16 protein-coding genes are annotated in these 18,935 nt (G+C 65.8%); 7 read left to right on the top strand and 9 right to left on the bottom strand.

The genetic code is table 11. The features are described from left to right. Positions 1-183: 183 nt before the first annotated feature. Entirely contained in the window at positions 184-411 is a 228-nt protein-coding gene (locus MKL20_RS05390; RefSeq protein WP_244035831.1) for a hypothetical protein, read from the bottom strand. A gap of 344 nt (positions 412-755) precedes the next feature. Next, a complete protein-coding gene (locus tag MKL20_RS05385) occupies positions 756-1,886 on the bottom strand; it encodes a serine hydrolase domain-containing protein (protein ID WP_244035830.1) in 1,131 nt (376 codons plus the stop codon). Positions 1,887-2,014: 128 nt separating this feature from the next. On the opposite strand from MKL20_RS05385, the gene MKL20_RS05380 reads away from it, so the two are divergent. Together MKL20_RS05380 and MKL20_RS05375 are read left to right on the top strand one after the other, a co-directional pair. Beyond that, positions 2,015-3,613 (top strand): ABC transporter substrate-binding protein, encoded by a 1,599-nt coding sequence (locus tag MKL20_RS05380; protein WP_279594547.1) that lies wholly within the window; start codon positions 2,015-2,017, stop codon positions 3,611-3,613. 503 nt (positions 3,614-4,116) lie between these two features. Next, a complete protein-coding gene (locus MKL20_RS05375) occupies positions 4,117-4,815 on the top strand; it encodes a thermonuclease family protein (protein ID WP_244035828.1) in 699 nt (232 codons plus the stop codon). Between the two features lie 18 nt (positions 4,816-4,833). On the opposite strand, the gene MKL20_RS05370 is transcribed toward MKL20_RS05375, so the two are convergent. Beyond that, entirely contained in the window at positions 4,834-5,457 is a 624-nt protein-coding gene (locus MKL20_RS05370; protein ID WP_244035827.1) for a hypothetical protein, read from the bottom strand. Between the two features lie 221 nt (positions 5,458-5,678). Here MKL20_RS05370 and MKL20_RS05365 point away from each other — a divergent pair, with 221 nt between their 5' ends. Continuing rightward, positions 5,679-6,233, top strand: a complete 555-nt coding sequence (locus tag MKL20_RS05365) for a MucR family transcriptional regulator (RefSeq protein WP_244035826.1) — start codon at positions 5,679-5,681, stop codon at positions 6,231-6,233. Positions 6,234-7,018: 785 nt separating this feature from the next. Here MKL20_RS05365 and MKL20_RS05360 read toward each other — a convergent pair. The 3 genes from MKL20_RS05360 to MKL20_RS05350 form a co-directional block, all read right to left on the bottom strand. Continuing rightward, a complete protein-coding gene (locus MKL20_RS05360) occupies positions 7,019-8,329 on the bottom strand; it encodes an SMP-30/gluconolactonase/LRE family protein (RefSeq protein WP_244035825.1) in 1,311 nt (436 codons plus the stop codon). 173 nt (positions 8,330-8,502) lie between these two features. Next, complete coding sequence (locus MKL20_RS05355) at positions 8,503-8,760, bottom strand: hypothetical protein (RefSeq protein WP_244035824.1); 258 nt, start codon at positions 8,758-8,760, stop codon at positions 8,503-8,505. Between the two features lie 398 nt (positions 8,761-9,158). Next, complete coding sequence (locus tag MKL20_RS05350; protein ID WP_244035823.1) at positions 9,159-10,733, bottom strand: winged helix-turn-helix domain-containing tetratricopeptide repeat protein; 1,575 nt, start codon at positions 10,731-10,733, stop codon at positions 9,159-9,161. Positions 10,734-10,885: 152 nt separating this feature from the next. Between MKL20_RS05350 and MKL20_RS05345 the strand changes: the two genes are divergently transcribed. The 3 genes from MKL20_RS05345 to MKL20_RS05335 all read left to right on the top strand — a co-directional run bounded on the left by MKL20_RS05345 (position 10,886) and on the right by MKL20_RS05335 (position 13,297). Then, positions 10,886-11,908, top strand: coding sequence for an alpha/beta hydrolase (locus MKL20_RS05345; protein ID WP_244035822.1), 1,023 nt, complete (start codon positions 10,886-10,888; stop codon positions 11,906-11,908). Next, positions 11,898-12,419, top strand: a complete 522-nt coding sequence (locus MKL20_RS05340) for a cytochrome P460 family protein (protein ID WP_244035821.1) — start codon at positions 11,898-11,900, stop codon at positions 12,417-12,419. The genes MKL20_RS05345 and MKL20_RS05340 overlap by 11 nt, the downstream gene beginning before the upstream one ends. A 356-nt stretch (positions 12,420-12,775) precedes the next feature. Continuing rightward, positions 12,776-13,297, top strand: coding sequence for a DUF1993 family protein (locus MKL20_RS05335; RefSeq protein ID WP_244035820.1), 522 nt, complete (start codon positions 12,776-12,778; stop codon positions 13,295-13,297). Between the two features lie 134 nt (positions 13,298-13,431). Here the strand turns inward: MKL20_RS05335 and rnhA are convergent, their stop codons facing one another. Both rnhA and MKL20_RS05325 read right to left on the bottom strand, forming a co-directional pair. Further along, on the bottom strand, positions 13,432-14,088 hold the full coding sequence (gene rnhA, locus MKL20_RS05330; RefSeq protein WP_244035819.1) for a ribonuclease HI: 657 nt from the start codon (positions 14,086-14,088) through the stop codon (positions 13,432-13,434). A 403-nt stretch (positions 14,089-14,491) separates the two neighbouring features. Beyond that, the gene (locus MKL20_RS05325; RefSeq protein ID WP_244035818.1) at positions 14,492-15,388 is read right to left on the bottom strand and encodes a Ku protein; all 897 of its coding nucleotides are present in this window, start codon (positions 15,386-15,388) and stop codon (positions 14,492-14,494) included. 206 nt (positions 15,389-15,594) lie between these two features. On the opposite strand from MKL20_RS05325, the gene ligD reads away from it, so the two are divergent. Further along, the gene (ligD, locus tag MKL20_RS05320) at positions 15,595-18,093 is read left to right on the top strand and encodes a DNA ligase D (protein WP_244035817.1); all 2,499 of its coding nucleotides are present in this window, start codon (positions 15,595-15,597) and stop codon (positions 18,091-18,093) included. Positions 18,094-18,293: 200 nt separating this feature from the next. Here the strand turns inward: ligD and MKL20_RS05315 are convergent, their stop codons facing one another. After that, a complete protein-coding gene (locus tag MKL20_RS05315; protein WP_244035816.1) occupies positions 18,294-18,764 on the bottom strand; it encodes a hypothetical protein in 471 nt (156 codons plus the stop codon). Positions 18,765-18,935: the final 171 nt, after the last annotated feature.

Below are 18,935 nucleotides of genomic sequence, written 5' to 3'. Positions count from 1 at the left end.
CCCGCCGCCCCAGCCATCGATGCCGGCGATCCGCCAAGCCATCCTGGATCACCTCAGTCAGCCACCACCGCGGCGATGCCCGCACTGTGACGCCGTTCTCAATCTGCCACCCTGAAGTCAAACTGCCAAAGTAGTGCTAGGACCTGTTCGCTTTCAGCGCTTCTTCCACAAGGGGGGATAGGGTCAGTGAACCGTCGGCCCGGAGTCGCCCACGAACGATGCCATCCCCTCCTCGTCAGCCGCCGCGTAGAAGGCGCGACAGGCGTTCTCAGGGGTCGGGAACTGTTCATCCCAGACCGTCGACCAATCCTTCTCGTCGATGATCTCCAACGCCAGCAATTGCTCGGCGAGCACCGTCACTAAACGGAGGATCTCGTCTAGCTCTTGTGGCTGGGCGTCGGCATCGCTCATTTCAGACGTTCCTTCGCCTTCGATCGCCCGGCGGGACGGTTCACGATGCGCGTCCAGTCATATCACGCAGTCAGCCCCTTCTGACCCACGCTCACTCTGTCCATGATGGCTCCACGGATCAACACTGATCGGGTGTGCGGGACCGGGCGAGCCATGATGATGTGGCCATCTCAGCCATGTGTTCGATGTGTCAGGGCTGCTCGCGGTGATTCCCGGAATGGCCTCCGACCTAACTGCTTCGGAACTCCACCAAGCCGATGCGGTCGCAGATAAGTCCGATGAAAAGGCCAAGAGTGGAAACGAACTGTGAGTGCGCTCCATCCATATCAGCTTGCGATGATCGATTAAGCCCGCACAGCTTCGACGAGGCGGCGTAGGAAATCATCGAGCGCGCTCTTGTCGATCCAACGTAGGACTACGACAAGATCTCGATCGGGATCGGCCCAGATCACGTTGTTGCCTGCACCGAGGGCACTGAACGAGGTAGCCGACAGTTCAGGCTTGGCCGTCAGCCCGCGGTTCAGCCACCACAGGTAGCCGTAATTCGAGAGCGTGGGTGACGGAGCCAGCATCGCGCGTATCCACCGCTCCGACAAAAGCCGGCGCCCTGCCCAGATGCCACCGCGAGCGATGAGGAGTCCGAAGCGCGCGTGGTCGTCCGAGCCGATGAACAGGCCGCCGCCCCAGTGGCCGCCTCCTGGTACGGACTGGATCCGAGCACCGTCGATTTCGACCCAGGCATTGTCGTAGCCGTGCCATGCCCAGTCGTGGGACGCGCCGATCGGATCGAAGATCCGCGTGCGCAGGACCTCCGGCAATGCGCAGCGGAAAAGGCGCATCAAGCAGTACGCGAGCAGGTTCACCCGCACGTCGTTGTACTCGTAATAGCTACCCGGCGCATGAAGTGCACGGCGCTCACCCTTGCGGCGGTTGTCTGCCCCAGGACCGATCTGGCGGAAGTGATCGACCTGGTCGGACTTGCCGAACAGCGTGCCCTGCCACTCGCTGGATTGCTGCAGCAGATGGCGCCAAGTGATCGAGCCATTCTGCGAACCATTGAGCAGCGGATCCGGGACGCTGTCTCTTACGGGTGCATCTACGTCCGGAATCAGCCCGTCATCATGCGCGAGTCCGGCCAGCACCGCCAAGTAACTCTTGGCGATAGAGAAGGTCATGTCTGGACGCCGCGTATCGCCCCAGGCCGCGACGCGCCGACCGCCCTTCAGAATCACCCCGGCCGGGCCGCCCCGTGGCTGTACTGGCCCGACGATGTCGCTCCACGGCCCGCGCTCGTTCCACTCGACCAAACCAACATAGCGTCCGTCAGGGTAGTAGAGGCTCCTCGGCCAAGTGCTCTCGTTCGCTTCGGCATAGGCAACCGCTCCGGCCAGCGCCGTGGGATCAAAGCCGGCAGCCTCAGGATCCACGCCTCCCCAAGTCCCCGCGGGGTAGTACGGCTCGGTCCCCTGCGTCACGCCCAGTCTCCTATCGGTAGTGGCAGATCTTCACGCCATCGACATGCAGGCATGTGCCGCGCCAGTGCGTATGGGGAACGGCTCTTGCAGTCCGGTTTGGTGTCACCCCGTGTCTGGAGCCTGACACCATGCTGCGACGAACCTTCCTCGGCGGCGTGGCCGCGGCCGGCACCACGCCGTTCTTGTCCGCCCGGTCCGCCCTGGCGCAGGCTGGGCGGGCCAGCGTGCTGCGCTTCGTCCCACAATCCGACCTGACCATCGTCGATCCCGTCACCACTACCGCCTACATCACCCGCCACCATGCCCTCATGGTGTTCGACCAGCTCTACGGGCTCGATGCGCAACTGAAGCCCCAGCCGCAGATGGTAGAGGGTCATACCGTCGAGGATGACGGCAAACTCTGGACCTTCCGGCTCCGGGACGGGCTGAAATTTCACGATGGCGAGCTGGTGCGGGGCCGGGACTGCATCGCGTCGATCCGGCGCTGGGCCCAGCGCGATAGCCTCGGCCAGGCGCTTGTGGCGCGTACCGACGCCATGACCACACCTGACGACCGCAGCTTTGTCATTCGCCTCAAGCGCCCCTACGGACTGATGCTGGAGACCCTGGCCAAGCTGGGTCCACCGGCACTTGTGATCATGCCCGAGCGCTTGGCCATGACCGATCCGGCCCAGCAGATCCCGGAGGTGATCGGCTCCGGTCCGTTCCGCTTCAACACGAAAGAGCGGCTGGTCGGCGCCCGCGTGGTCTATGACCGCAATCCCGATTATCAGCCGCGCGCGGATGGCGCCGTATCCTGGGCCGCGGGCCCGAAGCGGGTTCATTTCGAGCGCGTCGAGTGGCATGTCATGCCCGATCCCGGCACCGCCGCCGCAGCACTCCAGAACGGCGAAGTCGATTGGTGGGAGAACCCGATCAACGATCTGCTACCGACGCTCCAACGCAGCCCACAGATCGTGACGCAGCTTGCCAGCCGCCTCGGTAATCTCGGCACTGCGGTGCTGAACCACCTCTACCCGCCCTTCGACAAACCGGCGATCCGCCGCGTGGTGCTCGAAGCTTTGTCGCAGGAGGATTTCATGGCCGCGGCTGGCGGCGACGATCGGAAGCTCTGGCGCACCGGTGTCGGGCTTTTCACGCCGGAAACGCCCATGGCCAACGATGCGGGCCTCGACGTGCTGATGCGTGCGCGTGACATTGAGCGTTCGAAGAGGGACCTGATCGCGGCCGGCTACAAGGGCGAACCGGTGGTGCTGATGTCGGCAAGCGACAATCCCGTCCTCGGGGCGCTCGGGGAGGTGATGAACGACCTGCTCAAGCGCCTCGGGATGAACGTGCAATACGTCGTTTCCGATTGGGGCACCCTGGTCACACGCCGTGCCAGCAAGGCGCCTCCCGACCAGGGCGGCTGGAACATCTTCAATACCACCTGGACCGGTCTCGACATGAGCAATCCGGTCGGCGAGCAGGTCCTGCGCTGCGGCGGCCAGAAGGGCTTTTTCGGCTGGCCGGACATCCCGGAGATCGAGAGCTTACGCGAGGCCTGGATCGAGGCCCCCGACGATGCCGGTCGGCAGACGATCGCGCGTGACCTACAGGCGGTGGCCATGACACAGGTGCCGTACCTGCCGACCGGACAGTACTTCTATCGAACCGCCTACCGGCGCGATATTCGCGATGTTGTCGAGGATCAGTTCGTATTCTGGAACGCGCGCAGGGAGGCATGATCCGAAGCTCCCGCTTGGCCAGGTGAGTTGAAGCGCGAGTAGGAGGCGTCGCAAGATCGTTTTATATTAGAAGTCTTCCGCCGCAGTCACGCCGCCCGATTTGATCACAGGCTGGCGGAGGAGGTCGACAATCTCACCAACGAGAGCCGATACGCGACGCGACTCGGAAGGCAGGATGGGGCTGGGCGGTTACCGTGCCGTGCTGGTCGTCTCGGCCGGTCGTCCCGGGTCGGGATCGCGACACGAAAAAGCCCGCGCCGGCGAACCGGGCGGGCGACGGTTGTGACCTCGAACTCGGGGGAGTCTGAAATCGCATCGGACATACCCCAGACGCCGGCGCAAAGAACCCCGCCACTGCGCCGCACCGGCCATGGGTTTGGGGCGGTCGGGCATAGGATCGTGCATGCCCCGGATCGGTTTTCGTAACTGCTCAGTACCAACTCAGGGTAGTCGATTCGACGCTATCCGATTGCCGGGAGCTGTAGATCGGCTATCGCTTCGGAATGCGCCACGCCCTCGTTGCCCTCCTGCTGCTCAGCGGTCCCGCTCTGGCTGCCGAGCCTATTACTGGTCGCGCCACCGTCACGGATGGCGACACCGTGATGATCCACGGGACCCGTATCCGCCTGTTCGGCATTGACGCGCCGGAGAGCGCGCAGCTCTGCCAGGACGCGGCGGCCAAGGATTACCGCTGCGGCCAGCGGGCGGCGCTGGCGCTGGCCGACCGCATCGGCGAGGCACCGATCTCCTGTGAGCCGCGGGATACGGATCGCTACGGGCGCACCGTCGCGGTCTGCAGGAAGGGCGCCGAGGATCTGAACGCTTGGCTGGTCCAGCAGGGCTACGCCACAGCCTACCAGCGGTATTCCCACGACTACGTCCCGGCCGAGACGACGGCGAGGGCTGCCAAGCGCGGACTCTGGGCCGGCACATTCGACCCACCCTCGGACTGGAGGCGTGCCAAGCGTGCCGGGGGCATCGAAACCCGACCCGAGATGGAGAAGCCTGCGGTAGCAGCGCCGGCGCCTGCGCAGACCACCTGCTCGATCAAGGGCAACATCTCGCGGAAGGGCGACAAGATCTATCACCTGCCCGGGTCTTGGGACTACGATCGCACCGCGATCAACACCGGCTCCGGTGAGAGGATGTTTTGCAGCGAAGACGAGGCGAGGGCGGCCGGCTGGCGGGCGGCGCGCGGGTAATCGGACTTCCAGCCGCGCTCACAGCTGCCCGATTATGCGATCCCACCGATCACGATGCGGGGTCATCCGCTCCAGCACGGCAGCGCCCGGGCTGGTCACCGCGTAGACCCCGTTTTCGGCCCAGGACTTGGACGCGCTGAACGTGGCGCCGAGCGCCTCCTCGATCCTCGCCAGCGAGTCGAAGATGTAGAACTCGGGCAAGGTTTCGAGCCGCCACACGAGCACGAGGTTGGTCGACTTCGTGAGCCAGCTCTTGTGGAAGTTGAAGGCAACGTTCGAGGCTGATTTGACCTGGACCGGCACGATGCGGCTCGGCACGGTCGAGCCCGGCTCGAGGCGGTAGGCCAGCAGATCTACGCCGACATCGGAATGGGGCTGGGCGACCTCAACGCCACGGCGCATGAGCTCGGCCGCCACCATCATCTCGCCGGCCTTCCCGATCAACGCCGAGTGGGCTGCCATCGCCGATCGCTCCGTTGACGTCCAGCTCCAAGGCTTCGCCGGGCAGACGCTAGGTCGGGTCTGGAAGGGCCACAAGACGCGAGCGGACGCCAGCCCGATGTCGAGGCCAATTCGCGCAAAGAACCTGATCGGCGCGAGGCTGGAGCGACATTGCTGGGAGATGACGCTGACAGCCTCCATCGGTATCGCCCGCCGCGCAGCTGCAAAGCGCTCGGCTTAGAATAACCTCGGAGTCCGGCGCAGCAGCGTAAGCGGGCCTTAGAATGGAAAGCTGATTTTCCACACTCCGAATGGGAATATATCTGAATAAAACGCATCCGATATCAAATAGTACGTTTCCATCTCTTGACTTCCGGGCCGTTTGGGATCGTTCGTGTGATTGAGCATGAAAGGATCACGATATGTCCGAGAACTTACTCGCCCCGCAGAATAACCATATCGAGCTGAGCGCCGACATCGTGGCGGCTTACGTATCGAACAACAGCGTTCCGGTTGCCGAACTCCCCGCCCTGCTTTCTGGGGTCTACTCGGCCCTGTCCGGTCTCGGCCAGGGTGGTGCACCTGAGGCGTCGGTGGTCGAGAAGCCCACGCCTGCGCAAATCCGCAAGTCCGTGAAGGACGACGCACTGGTGAGCTTCATCGACGGCAAGCCGTACAAGACGCTGAAGCGGCACCTCAGCGGCAACGGCATGACGATCGAGCAATACCGCGAGCGCTTCGGCTTGCCGAAGGATTACCCCTCCACGGCTGCGAGCTACTCGGCGCAGCGCTCTGCGCTCGCCAAGAGCCTTGGTCTGGGTCAGCAGCGGCGGAAGGCAGCGGCGAAGACTGCCCACACCGACGAGACCATCACCGAGACGCCGAAGAAGGCTGGCCGATCGAAGAAGGCTGCAGAGCCGGCAGCGAAGCCCACCAAGGGCCGCAAGAAGGCTTCAGCGGCCGTCGCGGCTGAGTGAGGGTGCTCGGCGCCTACAGCCTATCGATTCAGGCTGTAGGCGGATCCAGGACGTGGGCGGCGAACGAATGCTACCCACGCTCCAACCCAAGCTGGACTTAACGAGCTATCCAATCGGTCGCCGATTCCATAGGCGACGGTATCGCTTCGTTAAGCTCCGCATGCTCAGCCTGACCGCTACAGCCGACTTGGATCGGCATGACAGTTTCGGACCCATATGCGCAGAGATTCACGGCGCTCGTTCACCGTCGAGATCAAGTCCACCGATCGTCGGCATGCGACCATCATCCCTCGGCGCTCGACTCCGTCAGCAGTCACCTCACCGTGGTTCAGCACGGTCGTCTCTCCCGAACCGCCAGCACCGGTCCCAGAGCAGCGTCGCGTCCTGCCCAGCCTCATCGTACCCGAGGCGGCCGAGATCGAGGTCGAGCTGGTGCCGGTCGCTGATGAGATCCGCATGAAGCGTCCGCGCGGCCGGCCTCGCAAGACCGCCCCCGCCCCGTGCGCGTCATTCGAAGATCTGGCTGATGCTGCGCCTGCTTCCCCGCCCTCGGTAGCCGCTGTGCCGCTGCCCGCGGAAGATTACGCTGTGGCGGCTCTCGCGCCAGCGCTTCGCTCCCTCAAGATTAAGCCAGAGCCGAACCTCGCACCTGGCGAGCGGTGGAAACGGCGTCTCGGGCGCTGGGCACGGTAAGCCCCGTATCTCGGTGGGCGGTCCTGTGTCGAAGTCCGTGCCGTTTGCACATCGCTCCCCGGGCTGATGATCCAGGGAGTGTGCCGGCCGACCTATCTGACCGCCCCTGTGCTGCTAGCTAATGCTGCCTCGAGGCGCATTGGATCGATGCGGGTGACGATCACGCCATGGTCAGGGCTTCCGTCGAAGCTAGCAAAGTAGAAACGCCCATCCGCGTCCCAAGCATTGAACCCAGTGTGGACGTGAAGATGAGCCAAGGCTGGATCCAACTCGGTCATTGCGCAAAGACGCCGCGTCTGGCCGGTCCCGAAATCGAATAGGTAGAGGGCTGTGTCCTCGCTTGGTCGTGGTGAGGTGCTGGTGCCAACGTAGGCGCTCTTGCCGTCGGGTTTCACTGCGAAGAGCCAGAACTCGACGCCACCCCAGCCCGCCTTCTTCCCTGTTTCGATTTGGCCCAGGTACGTCCAGGAATGTGCGTCCTGATCGAAGCGGTAGACGTGACCGCGATCGTCGCCGAACACGCACCGTTTCCCCCCGTCTGTGCATTGCCCCGTTTCCAGGGCCATGCCGTCCTGCAGTAGCCAGCCCTTCTCTTCGCCGAAGCCGGTCTCCGGGTCATAGTAGTGCACATGGTCATGCACCCCTGGCTCGTCCCAGTTGCTGGCCGTGAAATAGAGGCGGCCGCGCGCGTCGACCCACATCACCCGCCCCGTGTAGACGTAGGGCTGCTTGTAGGAGGCCGGGCGGCCGAGGTCCTTGGTGCGTCCGGTCAAGACGTCGTACCGGTAGATCGCACCAGTAGGCACGCCCGCGCCGTAGATGACGTTGCGGATCGGATCAGACACGAGGGTGACGGGATTGCCATGGGGCACGGCACTGCCGCCTGGCTCGGAGGCGCTCAGATCCGTGAAGCTGTCGTGCGCAGGATCATAGGCGTACCAGTGGAAGCCACGACGTTCGAGGTAGCCTGCGTTAAGATCCGACCGGTCCATGGTCGCGACGTAGATCTTGCCGTTGTGCCAGAGCGGTCGTGTGTGAAACTTCTGCGCCGTCTCGCCAGGCAACCAGTTGTGTGCGGCCTCCGAGGCTGAGCGCGCATCCCCGACATACCGCAGGGTACCCCCCTGTGGGTCGATGCGGTAGAGGGCTGCGTTCGTCGCGTGATCCATACCGCCGACGTAGACACTGCCGTCTGGCGCAGACCCTGTGGCGTGCCAACTCTGGGTCGGGTGAAGGCCGTTAGGCGTATCCGGCAGCCTCCAGTGCCAAGTGCCGTCAAGCGCACCCGCCCACCCAGTCTCGACCGTTGCAGGTCGCGGGCTCTGCCGTTCGGCGGGCTCACCCACGGCCTGCCCTGCGACGCCGACAAGCAGCAAGGCGGTGCTAACCAGCTGACGTATCATGGTATCCGCTCCCGAAAGGCGCGGTACATATCTACCTGCAGCGCTTCCGCTCTGTGTCAGCAGGCCAACACCCGCTTGCATGGCCCGTTCCACGTACCTCCTCTGCCACGCCGCCGAAAGGGTAGCGCTCCGAAGTCCTCCGGTCGCGGCCGGCAGTGGTCGGGGCCGAGCCTTCAGCGCTCCACCGGATCTGGCGCTGGCGGTCGCCAGCTCATCCCGTAATCGGGGCGGGCCTCGGCTTGCGAGACAGCCGCCCCTCCCGCATCGAGGCGGGTGAGGCCGCCGATCAGTGCCAGCACCCCGAGCCCAGTAGCGACCGCGATCAGGATCACGGTAGTCTGGCCGGCATAACCGCCAGCACGGGTAATTACCAAGCCGCCCAGTGTGAACACAGCGGAGACCCCGGTCGATATGGCAAGGGCGATGAGCATTACGCAATTCCTAGTGTGCCAAATCTGACGTCTGATGACCGACTGCGGATGCTGAAACAAGTGTTGAACGGTTACAAGACCTTGCCTGAAAGCCGACATTCAACTCTGCGCCCATCTCGGTCATTTCGCCCGTTTCTAGGAATGCTCTGAAGCAGACGTAGCAACGGTTGGATTGCGTCTTTGGATCGCGCCAGTATCGGAAGTAGGCTCTACGCCCAGAAGCGGACGTTCAGTTCAGGGGGGCTGACCGTCCGGTGTCGACCCATTTCAGATGGCCGGATGATCTGATTGTCGAACGTCGGATCGATCCGTTCGGGCGTTTTCGATTCGGGTGCGATCCGACCAATGTTGGACGCCCTTTGTAGACCATTGCATGTCGGCTCAGGCTCGTTTGGCGATCAGGCCGGTAGGCCCGCGATCGCCAGAGCTTCGGCGTAGATCTTCGCCGTCCTCTCCAGCGGAAAGGGGATGCGGGCGAAGAAGCCCGAGATCGTCAGGGTCGGCTCGATGGCGAGCAGGTCGTCGACAGCCGCCCGTGCGCGATCCACCCGCCCGAGCCTAACATTGGCGACCGCGAGCACGCGCAGGGCCACGGCGAAACGGCGGTTCTGCCCGAGGGCCAATTCGGCCCAACCGATCGCACCGGTGTCGTTCTCGTCGATCAAATCGGCGACTGCCATCACGCCGGACATCAGCCAGCCGCGCGGATCACGCGGGTTGAGCTGCTGCGCGCGGACCACCATGCTGCGGCCCTCGCTGCCATTGCCGCACATCGCCTCGATCCAGCCCGCGAGCGTCAACGCCATCGCGGAGTTCGGGTTGAGGAGCAGCGAGCGGCGGAAGATGTCCCGCGCCCGCTCACGCCCGCTCACGGCCATGTTCCAGATCGCGAAGGCGGCCATCCACAGCACCTGCGCGTCGCCAGGCGCGAGCTCGACCGCCTGCCAAGCCAGGTCGACGGCCTCGGTGCGGGCCTGGTCGTCCTGTTCGGCCCAGCCCTGGAAGTGGCACTGCGCGCGGCAATAGGCTGTCGCGGCCATCGCGGGGGCATAACCCGGTTCGACGATCAGGGCCTCGCCCAGGCAGGTCAGGGCCTCGCCCATCCCGGCGCCGGTGAACTCGGACATGTGGGCGTTGGCCCGCAGCAGAAGCTCGTAGGCATCGAGCCGAGAGGGGGCCGTGCGGCCGAGGCGACCGATCTCGGCCTGCTGCAGGGTCGGCTCGATCGCAGCAGCGACGCTGTCGGCGACCCGCTCCTGCAGCTCGAAAACGTCCTGCAGGTCACCGTCGAACCGGTCCGACCAGAGGTGGGCGCCCGAGGCAGCATCGACGAGCTGCCCCGCAATGCGCAGCCGGTCGCGGCTGCGGCGCACGCTTCCCTCGAGCACGTAGCCGACGCCGAGCTCCTCGCCGACCCGGCGCACGTCGATCGCCTTGCCCTTGTAGGCAAAGGAGGAGTTGCGGGCGATCACGAACAGGCCGCTCATGCGCGACAGAGCCGTGATGATCTCCTCGCAGATCCCGTCCGCGAAATAGTCCTGCTCGGGCTCACCGCTCATGTTCGTGAAGGGCAGGACCGCGACGGCCGGCAATCGCGATCCCGCGCGCCAGGCGGAGCCGGCGTCGGGTCCCGTCTCCGCCATCGGCTCGGGCGGGAGCTCCGCCAACTCCTGCACCGTGGCGACGAAGCGCACGCCCTTGCGCGGGAGCGTGCGGATCAGGCGCTGGTCGAGGCCCGTGTCACCGACCGCCGCGCGCGCGGCGTTCAGCCGGCTGCTGATCGTCGCCTCCGACACGATGCGGCCGTGCCAGACCGCCTCCAGCAGATCGTCGCGGCTGACCACGCGATCGCGGGCCGCGATGAGATGGGCGAGGATATCGAAGACCTGCGGTTCGAGGGCGACGAGGTTGCCCCTCTCCCTGAGCTCGCGCCGGGCGGTGTCGAGGGTGAAGGGCTCGAACTGGTAGATCACGCGGCCGCCTCAGCGATCAGGCCGGCTCAGCAGGGCCGTGCAGCGCCGAAAATCAAGAGGTCCTGAAGGGTAACTCCACGGCATCTGAAAGCGGCTCGCGGCCGGTGAGAGTAGTGTCCAGCGCATCGATACGCCAGCTGCGGGATGTGCCCATGCCGTCCGAAACCATCAACCAGAACCGCCGCCGCCTTCTCGGCGGCGCGGCTGCCACCCTCGCGGTCGCCGAACTCGGCCTCGTCAAGTCAGCGCGCGCGCAGGCGGGATCGGGCGCCGGCGCCGCGTTCGGGCCGCTCAAGGCGGTCGAGGCCGGCCTCCTGCGCGTCGGCTATCTCGAAGCCGGCAATCCCTCCGGCCCGGCGGCGATCCTGCTCCACGGCTGGCCCTACGACATTCACAGCTTCAGGGAAGTCGTGCCGGTCCTCGCTGCGGCGGGATACCGGGTGATCGTGCCCTACCTGCGCGGCTACGGCACGACGCGCTTCCTGGCCTCTGACGCCGTGCGCAACGGCCAGCAGGCGGCGCTTGCGGTCGACGTCATCGCCCTGATGGACGCCCTCGACATCCGTCAGGCCGTTCTCGCCGGCTTCGACTGGGGCGCCCGGACCGCCTGCATCGTCGCCGCGCTCTGGCCGGAACGTTGCCGGGCCCTGGTGTCGGTCAGCGGCTACCTGATCGGCAATCAGGAGGCGGGCAAGAAGCCACTGCCGCCCAAGGCGGAGCTCTCCTGGTGGTATCAATTCTACTTCGCGACCAGCCGCGGCCGTGCGGGCTACGAGGCCAACCGCACGGATTTCGCCCGGCTGATCTGGCGGACGGCGTCGCCGCGCTGGCAATTCGACGATGCCAGCTTCGCGCGGAGTGCGGCGGCCTTCGACAATCCGGACCACGTCAGCATTGTCATCCACAACTACCGCTGGCGCTTGGGCCTCGCCGACGGCGAGCGGCGCTACGATCCGCTCGAGGCACGCTTGGCGGAGGCGCCAAAGATCGGCGTGCCGACGATCACGCTGGAAGGCGACGCGAACGGAGCCCCGCACCCCGACCCCGCTACCTATGCCGGAAAGTTCTCCGGGCGTTACGCGCACCGGACGATCACCGGCGGCATCGGGCACAACCTTCCGCAGGAGGCCCCACAGGCCTTCGCGCAGGCCGTGGTGGACGTCGATGCCTCCTGACCGTCGTCTCCGCAGACACGGCGCCCTTCTCCTGGCCTGCGCCGCGTCAGGCCTTCTCGTCGCGGCCGCCCGGGCGGTGGACGAGAGCGGAAAGCCCGCCACGCCGATCTACGGCGTCACCATTCCGGATGGCTACCGCGACTGGCGCTTGATCGCTCCGGCGCTCGAAGACGCCCCGCTGAACGAGTTGCGCGCGGTCGTCGGCAACGACCGCGCCGTGGCGGCCTACCGGGACGGCACGCTGCCCTTCCCGGACGGGACGGTCTTAGTGAAGCTGGCCTGGGAGCGGATGCCGTCGGCGGAGTTCGAGTCGGCGACGGTGCCGGGCCGGGCCACGACCGTGCAGGTCATGGTCAAGGACGCGAAGCGTTACGCCGCGACCGGCGGCTGGGGATTCGGCCGCTTCATCGACGGCCAACCGGTGGACGAGGTGCAGCATCAAACCTGCTTCGCCTGCCACGAGGCGCGGGTGAGGAACCACGATTTCGTCTTCACGCGGTATGCGCGATGAGGCGCGCGCGGCTAAGGCGGCTGAGAATGGGTCGTCCCCGGGCCGAGGCGAGATGGTGGGCTGCCGTCATGTTCGGCAATCTGCGCGGATCCCTCAGCCACGAAATGGAACGCCCGCTCGCGGGCGGCACCTCAGGAGCCGCTTCCAACTTGGAGTCGAAGTTACCGCACGGTCGATGAACGGCTACGTCGGGGAAGCACCGACGGCGCTCCGGACAGTTGGCATGGGTTGCAATGACACACTCTCTCAGCGAACCTTCACTGACCGACTTCAACGCCACGAACTCCGCGACGGTGGCCTCACGCCGTGTGCGCCTTCTCACCGAGCCGAAAGTGCAGGTGCCTTAGCCATTCCTGATGAGCATCAGCATCCACGACGTCAGCGTCCCGGTCTTCGTGAACGCGCTTCGCAACATGAGCGCTTGGCTCGACAAGGCGGCATCGGAAAAGCCCGAGGCCGACTTACTCCTCTGCCGACTCGCCCCCGACATGCGGCCCTTGCCGGCCCAGTATCAAATGGCCTCCGACAGTGCGAAGAACGCCGTGGCGCGGATCGCCGGGATCGAGGCGCCCACGATGCCGGATGTCGAGGCCAGTTTCGCCGAACTGAAGGAGCGTTGCGGGAGGACCATCGCCTTCGTTGAAAGCGTCGATGCTGCTGCCTTGGCCTCGGGCGCGGAGCACGAAGTCGAGTTGAAGTTCCCGAACGGCACGGGATACCGTTTCACGGGGCAGGCCTATCTCACCGGATTCGCACTTCCGAACTTCTTCTTCCACGTGACCACCGCCTACGGGATCCTGCGCAGTGCCGGGGTGCCCCTCGGCAAGCCGGACTTTCTCCAGCACCTCGGTCCGCCGAACATCCAGGTTGCGAAGTAAGCGAACCCGTCGGGCGTCGGCCTGGCCCTGTTCAGGATCCATCCCGGCCGGGAGCCCAGGCATCGGCGACGGGGCATCGAACGAACCGATCTTGTGCTTGGGATGAGCGGATTCCGGGGACGGGATGACTATGCTTACCTCGATCGCATGCGTGCGACCTCGCTGGGCCCAATCGCGAGGTAGAAGCGGATCGCATCGTCGACCAGAGCGTCGGGCGTGACACCCGCTGCCTTCGCGGCCCGAGTAACTTGGAGGCCAAGCGCAAGATCGATGCGCAAGGCGGCACCCTGGCTCGGCGAAGCTGGTGCGACGGTCGGGGCAGGTATGGGTGCAGCACTGTTTCGCGACTCGAGCTTGCCAAGCTTGGCTTCGCGACGACCCTGGTGGACGAGAGCGTCAGCGCGCTCATTGAGACGGTCGCCGGCATGCCCCCGGACCCAGGTCCATTTCACGTCCCGCGCCGCGTTCAGTTCGTCGAGGCGCTTCATGAGGTCGACGTTCTTCACGTCCCCCGTCGTCGTGCGCCAGCCTTTCGCTTTCCAACCGCGCATCCACTCAGTCACGGATTTGACGACGTACTGGCTGTCGCACCGCATCTCGATTGCGGCCCCGGCCGGGAAATGCTCGAGGCCCTTGATCGCTGCCATCAGCTCCATGCGGTTGTTGGTCGTGGTGCCGGGCTCTCCGCCGCACAACTCGACCGTACCTTCCGGGGCCGCAACGACGACCCCCCAACCGCCTGGCCCTGGATTAGGGTCGCAGCCGCCATCGGCATAAACGATCGTGCGCATCGTGGCGTCAGCCCTTCCTTACTGGGTGGTCGATGGGAGGCTGCCATCGGTGCCCGAAATTAGCTGACAGATAGTATCTCTCCCCGGGCCGGTTGAGGACGCAAAAGGGCTCGCCGAATGCTCTACGGCGATGCGTAGTAGGTCTACATCGGCGGGGTGGGGCAAACGGCGTGTCCGCTTTTCTGGTCGATCCTCTCCGAAGCGGGCTAGCGGCTTTCGGCCATTTCCTTCCGTCCGCGAGAGCAGGGGCTTACGTCCGCTTTCCGGAAACAACGACGTCGTATCGTACGGCCGAGTTGGGTCGATGATGGACAGGCTGGCAGCCGTTACCTTGGAAACGTCACGGCCCACCTAGACTAGCACGCAACAACCTCGGCGGTTCGCCGGCCGGACAGACGGCCGGTCAAGCAGCCTTTCGGGTCCTGCCGGCGGTAGCTTTGCCCGAAACGTGCTTCCTCGCGGGCGTCGAGGGCTTCGTCTCCGTCTTGCGCGGCCGCGCCTTCGTCGGCGAACCGCCCTTCTCGGAGTCGATGCTGCGCTTCAAAGCCTCCATCAGGTTCACGACGTTGCCGGAACTCGGCGTGCCAGCCTTTGCCTTGCCCTTCGCCGGCTTCGGCGCCTTGCCCTTCACCAGGGCGATCAGCGCCTCCTCGTAGCGGTCCTCGAACTTCGAGGGATCGAACTTCCGGGTGGAGCGCGCGATCAGCTCCTCGGCGAGCGCCCGCATCTCGGCCGTCGGATCGCCGTCGGGCATGTCCTCGAAGTAGGCCGTCGGCGACCGGACCTCGTCCTGGTAGCGCAGCAGCGTCGCGAGCAGGCCTTTGCCGTAGGGTTCGAGCAGGACCACTCGCTCGCGTTTGTAGATGACGATGCGCCCGAGCCCGGCCATGCCCTTCTTCTTCATCGCATCCCGGATGACGGCGAAGGCCTCGCGCGAGACCTTGTCTTCGGCCGCGAGGTAGTACGGCTTGTCCAGGTAGCGCTCGTCGACCTCCTCGCGCGTGCAGAACGCCTCGATGTTGATCGTGTGCGTGCTTTCCAGAGCGATCTCGCTGAGCTCGTCGTCCTCGACCGGCACCAGCTCGTCCTTTCCGATCTCGCAGCCCTTCACCTGATCGTCACGCTCGACGGTGTGCCCGGTCAACGAGTCGACCATCAGCTGCCTGAGACGGTTGCCGGTCTTGCGGTTGATCGTATGGCACTTCAGCTCCCTCGACGAGCTGACCGCCGGATACAGTCCGACCGCGCAGGAGACGAGTGAAAGTCGAAGATGACCTTTCCAGTTGGCGCGGGCTGCCACGTCCGTCTCCTGTGTCCGTCGAAGTACTACCGCTCGTCAATGCAGCCGTAGTGTGCCGATCGGGAGCTTGACGGTTCAACGAGAGTCCAACTCGACTCGTTCCTCCACAGGCACGCCTGTGGATAACCTGCCCAGTATTGTCGTTCGCTCCTCCGTCCCGGTCCGCCCAGGAACCCGACCCCGCCGGTCCCGTTTCGTTGGAAACGATGACCGAACTTCTCAAACCGTATCGGAAAAGGCGGGACTTCGAGGCGTCCCCCGAGCCCAAGGGGAAGCGCGGCCGCAAGGCGGCGAAGGCGCGGTTCGTCGTCCAGAAGCACGATGCGAGGCGCCTGCACTACGACCTGCGTCTGGAGATGGACGGCGTGCTGAAGAGCTGGGCCGTGACGCGCGGACCGAGCCTGTCGCCCGCCGAGAAGCGGCTCGCCGTCATGACCGAGGATCACCCGGTCGATTACCTGGCCTGGGAAGGATCGATCCCGAAGGGCCAGTACGGCGGCGGGACCATGATCGTCTGGGACACCGGGGCCTGGGAGCCGGTCGGCGATCCGGCCGCCGCGCTAGCGAAGGGCCACCTCGAGTTCGCCCTGCACGGCGAGCGGCTCGCGGGCCGCTGGCACCTCGTGCGGATGAAGGGCCGCGGCGGCGAGAAGAAGCAGCCGTGGCTTCTCATGAAGGTCGACGACGAGCACGCCCGCCGCGACGGCGACATCCTGGTCGAGCAAGAGGCCTCGGTCCTGTCTGGGCGGACCAACCAGGATCTCGCGGACGGCGGGGCCGTGAGAGCCGATAACGCCGCCCGCGCCGATGTGGTGGCGGAACGAAAGACGAAGCCGCCGGCGAGCCGGTCCAAGAGCGCCCGCAAGGCGATCCTGCCGCCCTTCGTCGAGCCGGCGCTGGCGACACTCGTCGACGACGTGCCCACCGGCGACGGGTGGTTGTACGAGATCAAGCACGACGGCTACCGCATGCAGGCCCGCATCGACGGCGGCTCGGTGAAGCTCCTGACGCGCTCGGGACTGGATTGGACCGCGAAGTTCGAACCTACGGCCCAGGCCCTGAAGGCCATGAAGCTGCCCTCGGCCCTGGTCGATGGCGAGATCGTCGTCGAGACGGCGGCCGGCGTCTCTAGCTTCTCCGCCCTGCAGCAGGCGCTCGCCGCTGGCGATACCGGATCGGCGGTCTTCTACGCCTTCGATCTGCTCTACCTCGATGGCAGGGATCTGCGCGCGCTGCCCCTGATGGAACGCAAGGATCTGCTGCTGCAAAGCCTCGACGACGCCCAGCCGGGCGGCCCCATCCGGTTCAGCGAGCACCTCGCCGCCGACGGCGAGGCCATGGCGCGCCACGCCTGCAGGCTCGGCCTGGAAGGCATCGTCGCCAAACGGGCGGACGCGCCCTACCGGTCGGGCCGGACCGATGCCTGGCGCAAGATCAAGTGCAGTTCGTCGGAGGAGTTCGTGGTCGCCGGCTTCATGCCGTCGACCACGGCGAACCGATCCGTGGGGTCGTTGATCCTCGGGACGCACGAGGACGGCACTCTCGTCCATGTCGGGCGGGTCGGCACCGGCTTCCGCGACGCGGTCGCTCAGGATCTCTGGACGCAGCTGGAGCCGCTGCGCATCCCGGTGCCGTCCTTCGAAGCCGAGCTGCCGCCGCTGGCGCGCCGGAACGCCTGCTGGGTCGAGCCCAGGCTCGTCTGCGAGGTCACGTTCCGCGGTTGGACGCGCGACGGCCAGCTCCGGCACGTGTCCTTCAAGACACTCCGCACCGACGTGCGTCCGGACGAGGTCGTCCGGGAGGCGAAGCCGAAGCTGCCGAAGGCAAGGACGCGGAAGCCCGCGGAGGCGGTCGCGAAGCTGACGCATCCGGATCGCGTGCTCTGGCCCGACGTCGGCCTGACCAAGGAGGGGCTCGCCGCGTACTACGCGGAGATCGCCGACCGCATGCTGCCGCATGTGATCGACCGCCCGCTGTCGCTCCTCCGGTGCCCGGACGGTCTCGGCTCCTGCTTCTACCAGAAGCACGCCTGGGCGGGGCTCGACGAGCGGTACATCCGGCTGGTGGACGGAGAGAAAGCGGTCGTGATCCAGGATCGGGAAGGCCTCCGTGCCCTGGTCCAGGCGAGCGTCCTTGAGATCCATCCCTGGGGCGCGCGGGCCTCGGACCCGGATCGGCCGGACCGTCTGGTCTTCGACCTCGACCCGGGCGACGGCGTCGCGTGGGCCGATATCGTCGCCGGCGCCCTGGATGTGCGCGAGCGGATGTCGACGGCCGGCCTCTCCAGCTTCGTGAAGACCACCGGCGGCAAGGGGCTGCATGTCGTCGTGCCGATCGAACCGAAGGCCGGATGGGACGAGGCGAAGGCTTTCGTGAAGCGCATCGCGTCCGAGATGGCGAAGGACGCCCCCGGCAGCTTCATCGCGACCGTATCGAAGAAGGCCAGGGACGGACGGATCTACGTGGACTACCTGCGCAACCAACGGGGAGCGACCGCCGTCGCGGCCTTCTCGACCCGGGCCCGCCCCGGGGCGCCCGTATCTGTCCCGGTCGATTGGGACGAGCTCCCGTCGCTCGGGTCCGGCGCGCGCTTCGACGTCGCCAGCCTACCAGGTCGCCTCTCCGCCTTGCATCGCGATCCCTGGGCCGGGTTTGAGCGCGCAGCCCGGCCGTTGGAGGCTGCAAAGTGCCGGCGCCGGACCTAGTGGTCGTCGAAATCCAGCGCTCGGCACTCATCGCAAGGGGCTGCTTGCGACCCGTTACGGAAGCTGAGAACGTCTGCTTGCGGGCAACTCGGATGACTGTCGCCTGCGACTGGGTTGGGTGGTTTCCCGCCCGTCCGCTTCTGGACTACGCATGCATCGAAGCAGACATCGTCTGTGCTCCCTCGCAGTGTGAGGGCATGTCATGGGCGCTTGTCTCCGCCGGGTTTGAGTTCGTCGATGTGGTAAGCCATCAGCGGTGCCAGTCGGGCGATGTGTGGCTGCCACCGAGCCCGCAGCGCGACATAAGTCTCGGCGCCTGACCCGTCGGGCGTCGCCTCGATCCCCGCCGACGAGAGTTGCCTGGCAGCTTCTGCAAAGCGCGTGCGCCATGCCTCGCTCTCGGCCCTGCTGACGTCGGCTGGCGTCGGCAGGTCTCCGCGCGAGAATGTCGTTTCGAGCGTGACCACGAGCAGCATGGCGACGCGCCAGATCGCGTCGACGGCGGCGGCCTCCTTCAGCCATGCCGCCTGACGGCCCCCGATGCCGCTGCGGATCAGCGACACCGTGTCGAGGGCGACGAAGGCCTGTGCCGAAACCGAATAGAACGGCTGACGAAAGCGGAAGTAGAACAGCACCGGATAGAAGTGATGTGCCTCCTTCATCTCAGCCATGGACGCCGCCAAGTCGGCTAAGTGGGTGTATGTGTTTCGGCGTGCAACTTTGACCCCGTGAGGCGGGGGATCGGCGTCCAATTCTGACCCCCTAACCTCGTTCTCGCAGACTGCCCTCCGGTACGGCCGGAAGGGTGGTGTAGGGGGATGAAGGGCGTGGACACGATTGCG

It is taken from the genome of Methylobacterium sp. E-066, from assembly GCF_022829635.1.
Lineage (GTDB): Bacteria > Pseudomonadota > Alphaproteobacteria > Rhizobiales > Beijerinckiaceae > Methylobacterium.
Note: the sequence above shows the minus strand (reverse complement) of the source record. Positions and strands in the feature narration are given on the sequence as shown.